The 8,281-nt window shown below is 61.8% G+C and carries 4 protein-coding genes and 1 rRNA gene (1 of these 5 only partly in view); 3 read left to right on the top strand and 2 right to left on the bottom strand.

The features are described from left to right. Positions 1-32: 32 nt before the first annotated feature. Positions 33-2,684 carry an ATP-dependent chaperone ClpB gene (gene clpB / locus JQ616_RS18520; protein WP_212016686.1) on the top strand — a complete coding sequence of 884 codons (2,652 nt, stop codon included), beginning with the start codon at positions 33-35 and terminating at the stop codon, positions 2,682-2,684. Positions 2,685-2,957: 273 nt separating this feature from the next. Then, the gene (locus tag JQ616_RS18525) at positions 2,958-3,371 is read left to right on the top strand and encodes a hypothetical protein (protein WP_212016688.1); all 414 of its coding nucleotides are present in this window, start codon (positions 2,958-2,960) and stop codon (positions 3,369-3,371) included. Between the two features lie 4 nt (positions 3,372-3,375). On the opposite strand, the gene JQ616_RS18530 is transcribed toward JQ616_RS18525, so the two are convergent. Both JQ616_RS18530 and JQ616_RS18535 read right to left on the bottom strand, forming a co-directional pair. Next, on the bottom strand, positions 3,376-3,630 hold the full coding sequence (locus JQ616_RS18530) for a hypothetical protein (RefSeq protein ID WP_212016690.1): 255 nt from the start codon (positions 3,628-3,630) through the stop codon (positions 3,376-3,378). Positions 3,631-3,723: 93 nt separating this feature from the next. Next, positions 3,724-5,796, bottom strand: coding sequence for a M23 family metallopeptidase (locus tag JQ616_RS18535; protein ID WP_212016692.1), 2,073 nt, complete (start codon positions 5,794-5,796; stop codon positions 3,724-3,726). A gap of 1,011 nt (positions 5,797-6,807) precedes the next feature. On the opposite strand from JQ616_RS18535, the gene JQ616_RS18540 reads away from it, so the two are divergent. Continuing rightward, positions 6,808-8,281, top strand: a 16S ribosomal RNA gene (locus tag JQ616_RS18540) (it continues 15 nt past the right edge of the window).

Below are 8,281 nucleotides of genomic sequence, written 5' to 3' on the forward strand. Positions count from 1 at the left end.
ATGGGTGACGATGGCAGGCCGAGGGAAAACGAATGAACATTGAGAAGTACACCGAGCGCGCGCGCGGATTCATCCAGTCTGCCCAATCGCTCGCAATGCGCGACGGTCACCAGCAGTTCTCACCACTGCATCTGTTGAAGGTGCTGCTGGACGATAATGAGGGGCTCGCCGGTGGTCTGATCGACCGCGCCGGCGGCAATTCCAGAGCGATCCTGAAATCGACCGAAGAGGCGCTGAACAAGCTGCCGAAGGTTTCGGGCAACGGTGCCGGACAGGTCTACCTGTCGCCGGAGCTGGCGCGCGCCTTCGATGCGGCGGAAAAGGCCGCCGACAAGGCCGGTGACAGCTTTGTCACCGTCGAGCGGTTGCTGCTCGGGCTCACGCTCGAGAAGGGCAGCGAGGCGGCCTCCATCCTGAGCAAGGGTGGCGTCACGGCGCAGAACCTGAATGCGGCCATCGAAGCTCTGCGCAAGGGCCGCACCGCGGACAGTGCTACCGCCGAGAATGCCTATGACGCGCTGAAGAAATATGCCCGCGACCTGACCCAGGCCGCGCGCGACGGCAAGCTCGACCCGGTGATCGGCCGTGACGAGGAGATCCGCCGCACCATCCAGGTGCTGTCGCGGCGAACCAAGAACAATCCCGTCCTGATCGGCGAACCCGGCGTCGGCAAGACCGCCATCGTCGAGGGCCTGGCGTTGCGCATCCTCAACGGCGACGTGCCGGAGAGCCTGAAGGACAAGAAGCTGCTGTCGCTCGACATGGGCGCCCTGATCGCCGGCGCGAAATATCGCGGCGAATTCGAGGAGCGGCTGAAGTCCGTGCTGCAGGAGGTCTCGACCGCCGAGGGCGGCATCATCCTGTTCATCGACGAGATGCACACGCTGATCGGTGCCGGCAAGACCGACGGCGCGATGGACGCGTCGAACCTGCTGAAGCCTGCGCTCGCGCGCGGTGAGCTGCACTGTATCGGTGCGACCACGCTCGACGAGTACCGCAAGCATGTCGAGAAGGATGCGGCGCTGGCCCGCCGGTTCCAGCCGATCTATGTCAGCGAGCCGACGGTCGAGGACACCATCTCGATCCTGCGCGGCCTGAAGGACAAATACGAGCAGCACCACGGCGTGCGCATCACCGACTCCGCGTTGGTGGCCGCGACCACGCTGTCGAACCGCTACATCACCGACCGTTTCCTGCCCGACAAGGCCATCGACCTGATGGACGAGGCGGCGGCGCGGCTGAAGATGCAGGTCGATTCCAAGCCTGAAGAGCTCGATTCGCTGGATCGCGACATCATCCGGCTGAAGATCGAGCAGGAGGCGCTGAAGAAGGAGAGCGATTCCGGCTCGAAGAGCAGGCTCCAGACCCTGGAGAAGGAGCTCGCCGGGCTCGAGGAGCGGTCGACCGCGCTGACGGCGCGCTGGAGCGCGGAGAAGAACAAGCTCTCCAACGCCCAGAAGCTGAAAAGCGAACTCGATGCGCTCCGTGTCGAGCTCGCCAATGCGCAGCGGCGCGGCGAATTCCAGAAGGCGGGCGAGCTGGCCTATGGCCGAATTCCCGAGCTGGAGCGGAAGCTCGCCGATATCGAGGCGCAGGAGAGCAGCAAGCCGAACGGCGGCGAGATGATGGAGGAGGCGGTCACCGCCAACCACATCGCGCAGGTCGTCTCGCGATGGACCGGCGTGCCGGTCGACAAGATGCTCGAGGGCGAAAAGGACAAGCTCCTGAAAATGGAGGATGCGCTCGCAAAGCGCGTCGTCGGCCAGGCCGAAGCCGTGCGTGCGGTGGCAACCGCCGTGCGCCGTGCCCGCGCGGGCCTGCAGGACCCGAACCGGCCGACCGGCTCGTTCATGTTCTTGGGGCCGACCGGCGTCGGCAAGACCGAGCTGACCAAGGCGCTCGCCGCTGATTTGTTCAACGACGAGACCGCGATGGTTCGCCTCGACATGTCCGAGTTCATGGAGAAGCACTCGGTCTCGCGGCTGATCGGCGCGCCTCCCGGCTATGTCGGCTACGACGAGGGCGGTGCACTGACCGAAGCCGTTCGACGCCGGCCCTACCAGGTCGTGCTGTTCGACGAGATCGAGAAGGCGCACCCTGATGTCTTCAACGTGCTGTTGCAGGTGCTCGACGACGGCCGCCTGACCGATGGTCAGGGCCGCACCGTCGACTTCCGCAACACGCTGATCATCATGACCTCGAACCTCGGTTCGGAGTTTTTGGTGAATCAACCGGAAGGCGAGGACACCGCGGCGGTCCGCGATGAGGTGATGGGCGTCGTGCGAGCGCATTTCAGGCCGGAATTCCTGAACCGCATCGACGAGATCATCCTGTTCCATCGGCTGCAGCGCAACGAGATGGGCCGCATCGTCGAGATTCAGTTCGCGCGGCTGACCAAGCTGCTCGAGGATCGCAAGATCGAGCTGACGCTCGACGCCAAGGCGCGGGATTGGCTCGCTGAGAAAGGCTGGGATCCGGCTTACGGAGCCCGTCCGTTGAAGCGGGTGATCCAGCGCAGCGTGCAGGATCCGCTGGCCGAGATGATCCTCGCCGGCGAGGTCAAGGACGGCGATCGCGTGCTGATTTCGGTGAAAGGCAATGTGCTGACCTTCAACGGTCAGGTCTCCAAGACCGCCGAGATCGTGCAGTTCGACGCTCCGGTCTCGAAGCGCAAGCTGAACTGAGTGTACCCGTAACGAAACTGGATGCGGCCTGGCGACAGGCCGCATCCACCTCTGGCGGGGTTCCTGTCCGGCGGTCCGATTTATGGACCGGTTTTAATGAAACCGCCGGTCGACGGCGTTCGTTTTCATCCTGAATGATCGGCTGGCGTGGCAACGTCCCGCGCAGCTGCAAAGGAAGTATTTGGCTGCGAATCCGGATCGCTGATTCGCGCGCCACCTTGCATCATCCTGCAAAGCCACACCGCCGGTCGCCCTCAGCAGAAGGCGAATTGCATGAGCAGAGAACTCATTGCCCATAACCGGCCCGTCTATGACGATCTTCATCCCCGTGTCTACGGCGCAGCCGCGGGCCTGGTCGCATGGTTCGTGCTGTCAGCCTGGATCTTGTTCGACCGCCAGAACAATGACGTCGAATTGGCGCTGATGTTCGTGACCGTGCTCCTGTTTGTCGCGGTGCTTCTGCCATGGCTGCTGTCGCAGATCTGGCAGAGATACGACTACCGGCACGACCCGCATCCGCGATCGATCCCGTTCCGCGAGTGGCGGAAAGGCGAATTCGCAGTCTGGGGCAGCACGATCAACAGCACCCATGCCACGATCGACATGCTGCTGCCGCTCGCAGCCGTCGCGTTCGGGCTGACCGCAATCGGGATCGTCTTCCTGATCTGCGCGAGCCTTGCGCCGTAGGCTCTCATTCCTGCGGGGCGATGGGCGGTGACGGCTCGTCCTCCACGGGCTCGAGCTCAGAGAGGATGTCGACCAGCTCGCGGGCGCGGCCGGTGGCCAGCGGCCTGCCCTCATTGATCAGCGGCTCGTCATTGGCGAGCCAGGCCTGTGCCTCGGCAAGCTCGGTGATCGTTGCGCCTGACGCGATGATCCTGGCGATCGTGACATCGTCGGCGTTGCCGACGGCTTTCAACACGTCATCACGGGTGAGGCTGGCCATGCGTGCCTCCTCTGCAGGGGGTTGCTCAGCCCGGGACAAGCCGAATCGAGGGCGGATCGTTCCGTGCGGAACGGCCTGAGGCAGGTTCCGCCGTCAGCGATTGGTGGTGATGGAGCGGGTCTGCGACGTGGAGCTTGTCGCATCCGAGACGATGCGCGAGCTGCCGCGGCTGGACATCTGGGCTTCGATTTTATCGCGGGCCTGTTCGAAGCTCGCGAGCATCGGGCCTTCCAGCGAGCGGCCGCGCGGCAGTTTCACGCGCATCGGGTCGACGAATCGGCCGTTGACCAGGATCTCGTAATGGACGTGCGGGCCGGTCGACTGGCCGGTCGAGCCGACGAAGCCGATCACCTGGCCCTGCCGCACCTTCTTGCCGATCTCCATGCCCTTGGCGAAGGCCGACATGTGGCCGTAGGCCGTCTCGTAGCCATTGGCATGCTTCATGCGAATGTATTTGCCGTAACCGCCCTCGTATCCGACCTTCTCGAGCACGCCATTGCCGGACGCGAAGATCGGCGTGCCGTAGGCGGTGGCCCAGTCGACGCCGGTGTGCATCTTCACATAGCCGAGGATCGGATGGCGGCGGCCGCCGAAGCCCGAACGCATGATCGCGTTGTTGACCGGCTTGCGTACCAGGAACTTCTTCGCGCTCTTGCCGGTCTCGTCATAGTAGTCGACGACGCCGTCGTCGGAGCTCTGGAAGCGGTAGTATTTCTTGGTTTCGCCGCCGACGGTCAGCGCGGCGTACAGCACTTCGGTCTTTTCGGTGCTGGTGACGCCTTCGTCTTCGCCGGCATAGAACACGTCGAACGAGTCGCCGGGCTGCACCTTGCGCTGGAAATCGACGTCGTAGGAGTAGATCTTGACCATGTCGTCGATGACGGTCGGCGGTACCTTGTTGCGCAGCGCGGTCTCGTAAATGCTCTGATAGAGCCGCACGCCGCTGCCATCATCCTCGTCATCGTCGCTGGAATTGTCGGCGGTGTCGGTCGTGGTGTTCATGCTCTGCACGTCGACGGCGACGTATTTGCCGAGATCGGACAAAGCGGCGACGGCTTCGACCACGGAATCATTGGCGACGATGACGCGATAGGGTTGCAGCCTGACATTCGGTCCGGGCGCTGCCGGCGCCATCAGGATCCGCACTTTCTGGCCTTCTTTCAGGCCGCCGTCGCGGCCGCGCGGGCCGAGCGTTGCGGCAATCGCCTTCGCCTCGTCGGGCGTCGCGCCCTGATCGCGCAGGATCGAGGTGATGCTGTCGCCCTTTTTGACGACGTGAACCCGTTCACCGACCGGATTGCCGCCGGTGACCTGCTCCTTGGTCTTCGGCAGCAGCGTGACGTTTTCCGGCACCACGCGGGTCTCGAAGCCTGCATAGGGATCGGAGGTATTGCCCTCGGTGGCGTAGGCCATCCGCATGTCGGGGGTGGCGCCGCTGGCATCGGCCGTCGCATTGGCCAGCGAGGCGTAGCGCACTGAATTGCCGGAGCCGCGCCAATTGGCGGCGTCGCGCACCCGCATCAGCACGTCGTCGAGCGCGACGACGGCGGCGAGCTTGGCTTTCGGCAGCACCGAGCCGAGATCCTTGGTGACGAAGGAGACCTCGGCGTCGGGCTCGGCGGCATCGGCCGCGTTCGGATCCTCGGTCGCCGCCGACGTCTCGGAGCCGACATCGGTCAACAGACGCTGTGCATTGAACGGTGGAATTTTGGACGACAGATCGCTCGTGGTCATCGAGAGATTGCCGGAAATCCGGATGAAGGGCCGCACCCGCATCACGTCGCGATTGCCGACACGGGTCACGGTCGACACGCGCACCAGGCTGCGGGAGGCGGAGGATTCGCTCGGTGGCGGCAGGCGGTCACCCTTATGCAGGCTGACGACGCGATCGGTGCCGGTGAAGGCGCCACGCAGCGCGCCTTCGACGCGCTCCGGCACCTTGGCGAAGGTCATCTCGCCGTCGAGCGACGCAAAAACGGCGCCGCCGATCAGGGCCGCGCCACAGAGTCCGGTCAGAATGGTGCCGCTAAACCATTGTACGGAGACACGGCGGCGATCGATCACCGCGGCCTCGGTGCCGTCGACTGAAAGCGGCGGTTCGTGACCGAGATCGATCATCCCGGTCTCGCGCCCAATGCCGCTTCCGCGTGACGCCCGTTGGCTCAACCCTGTATCCCCCCAAATTCCAGCAACTGCGATCGTCCTCTGCTCGTCCTCATCTCCACCTTGATCCTCCGAGGAGGAATCTCGGCAGTGTGGCGAGCCACACGCATCGAAGTCGAAGAGACGAAGGCCATTTGCGGGCCGCACTCTCGAACGTCAATGGTGTGCAGATCTCTCGATATTGCTCGGCCGCGTAGGGAAGAGGCGACGGGTTCTCGAAGAAATCGCCTGGTCCCCCTGAAAAACCACCCGAGCCCCCACAGGTTTCGAGCGGTTCATTGCATTCGTTATAGCGAGATCGTCGCAGGATTGTGGCTCTAGTGCGGCATTTAGGGTGGAAAAGTTTCCTGAAGCAGGTTGCAGGTCGGCGCCGCCGCCCCGCCTGGGGCGGCCTGGAACCCCTCCCGAGGGGCCTGACGGGCTTCCTGACGACAAACTTTTTTTGAAGTTTTTTACCACGCGGGTTGGATGGCGAATTTTTACCTCCGGCCTAAGTCACGGAAAGCACGGGAATTTCTTCGCACTGCACAAGCGATTTCGGCGTGCGACGATTTGTTGACAATGGGCGTTGACAATCCCGAGGGGTGGGGACTATAAACCAACCACTGAGCGCGGCGCCGCCGGGTCACTGACCAAGGCGAGCGAACGCGCCTCTGATGCTCCTCACTTAGATGAGTGACACAACAGCCGACATAAATCGGTTGAGGTTCACTGTCTGCCGGTGAAGGGTAGAACCACCCTCTAAGGGTGTGGGGTCGTCTGATCCCGGGCTGTTTGACAAGTGAAGATGAAGAAAGAGAAACGTGGACGGCGGAGTCCTTGCGTCTCTCGGGATACTCGAAAGCTTCGGCTTTTGACTTCTGAGAGTGGACGAAAGACTTCGGCGGTACACGTTTAAAGGTTACACCATCGCTGCCAACGATGTGAATCGCGGGCGGCTCGGAGACTTCGGTCGACGAAGAATGGTGGGACCTCGTCAAACGTTGTGATCAGCCGGTTCAAAGGTTTCAAGTCCAACTTGAGAGTTTGATCCTGGCTCAGAGCGAACGCTGGCGGCAGGCTTAACACATGCAAGTCGAGCGGGCATAGCAATATGTCAGCGGCAGACGGGTGAGTAACGCGTGGGAACGTACCTTTTGGTTCGGAACAACTGAGGGAAACTTCAGCTAATACCGGATAAGCCCTTACGGGGAAAGATTTATCGCCGAAAGATCGGCCCGCGTCTGATTAGCTAGTTGGTGAGGTAATGGCTCACCAAGGCGACGATCAGTAGCTGGTCTGAGAGGATGATCAGCCACATTGGGACTGAGACACGGCCCAAACTCCTACGGGAGGCAGCAGTGGGGAATATTGGACAATGGGCGCAAGCCTGATCCAGCCATGCCGCGTGAGTGATGAAGGCCCTAGGGTTGTAAAGCTCTTTTGTGCGGGAAGATAATGACGGTACCGCAAGAATAAGCCCCGGCTAACTTCGTGCCAGCAGCCGCGGTAATACGAAGGGGGCTAGCGTTGCTCGGAATCACTGGGCGTAAAGGGTGCGTAGGCGGGTCTTTAAGTCAGGGGTGAAATCCTGGAGCTCAACTCCAGAACTGCCTTTGATACTGAAGATCTTGAGTTCGGGAGAGGTGAGTGGAACTGCGAGTGTAGAGGTGAAATTCGTAGATATTCGCAAGAACACCAGTGGCGAAGGCGGCTCACTGGCCCGATACTGACGCTGAGGCACGAAAGCGTGGGGAGCAAACAGGATTAGATACCCTGGTAGTCCACGCCGTAAACGATGAATGCCAGCCGTTAGTGGGTTTACTCACTAGTGGCGCAGCTAACGCTTTAAGCATTCCGCCTGGGGAGTACGGTCGCAAGATTAAAACTCAAAGGAATTGACGGGGGCCCGCACAAGCGGTGGAGCATGTGGTTTAATTCGACGCAACGCGCAGAACCTTACCAGCCCTTGACATCCCGGTCGCGGACTCCAGAGACGGAGTTCTTCAGTTCGGCTGGACCGGAGACAGGTGCTGCATGGCTGTCGTCAGCTCGTGTCGTGAGATGTTGGGTTAAGTCCCGCAACGAGCGCAACCCCCGTCCTTAGTTGCTACCATTTAGTTGAGCACTCTAAGGAGACTGCCGGTGATAAGCCGCGAGGAAGGTGGGGATGACGTCAAGTCCTCATGGCCCTTACGGGCTGGGCTACACACGTGCTACAATGGCGGTGACAATGGGATGCTAAGGGGCGACCCTTCGCAAATCTCAAAAAGCCGTCTCAGTTCGGATTGGGCTCTGCAACTCGAGCCCATGAAGTTGGAATCGCTAGTAATCGTGGATCAGCACGCCACGGTGAATACGTTCCCGGGCCTTGTACACACCGCCCGTCACACCATGGGAGTTGGTTTTACCTGAAGACGGTGCGCTAACCGAAAGGGGGCAGCCGGCCACGGTAGGGTCAGCGACTGGGGTGAAGTCGTAACAAGGTAGCCGTAGGGGAACCTGCGGC

Origin of the sequence: Bradyrhizobium tropiciagri (assembly GCF_018130545.1) — a bacterium.
In the GTDB taxonomy this organism is placed as follows: domain Bacteria; phylum Pseudomonadota; class Alphaproteobacteria; order Rhizobiales; family Xanthobacteraceae; genus Bradyrhizobium; species Bradyrhizobium tropiciagri_A.

Coding starts and splice junctions, on each gene's coding strand:
- clpB (WP_212016686.1), top strand. CDS start 33: ATGAACATTGAGAAGTACACCGAGCGCGCGCGCGGATTCATCCAGTCT.
- JQ616_RS18525 (WP_212016688.1), top strand. CDS start 2,958: ATGAGCAGAGAACTCATTGCCCATAACCGGCCCGTCTATGACGATCTT.
- JQ616_RS18530 (WP_212016690.1), bottom strand. CDS start 3,630: ATGGCCAGCCTCACCCGTGATGACGTGTTGAAAGCCGTCGGCAACGCC.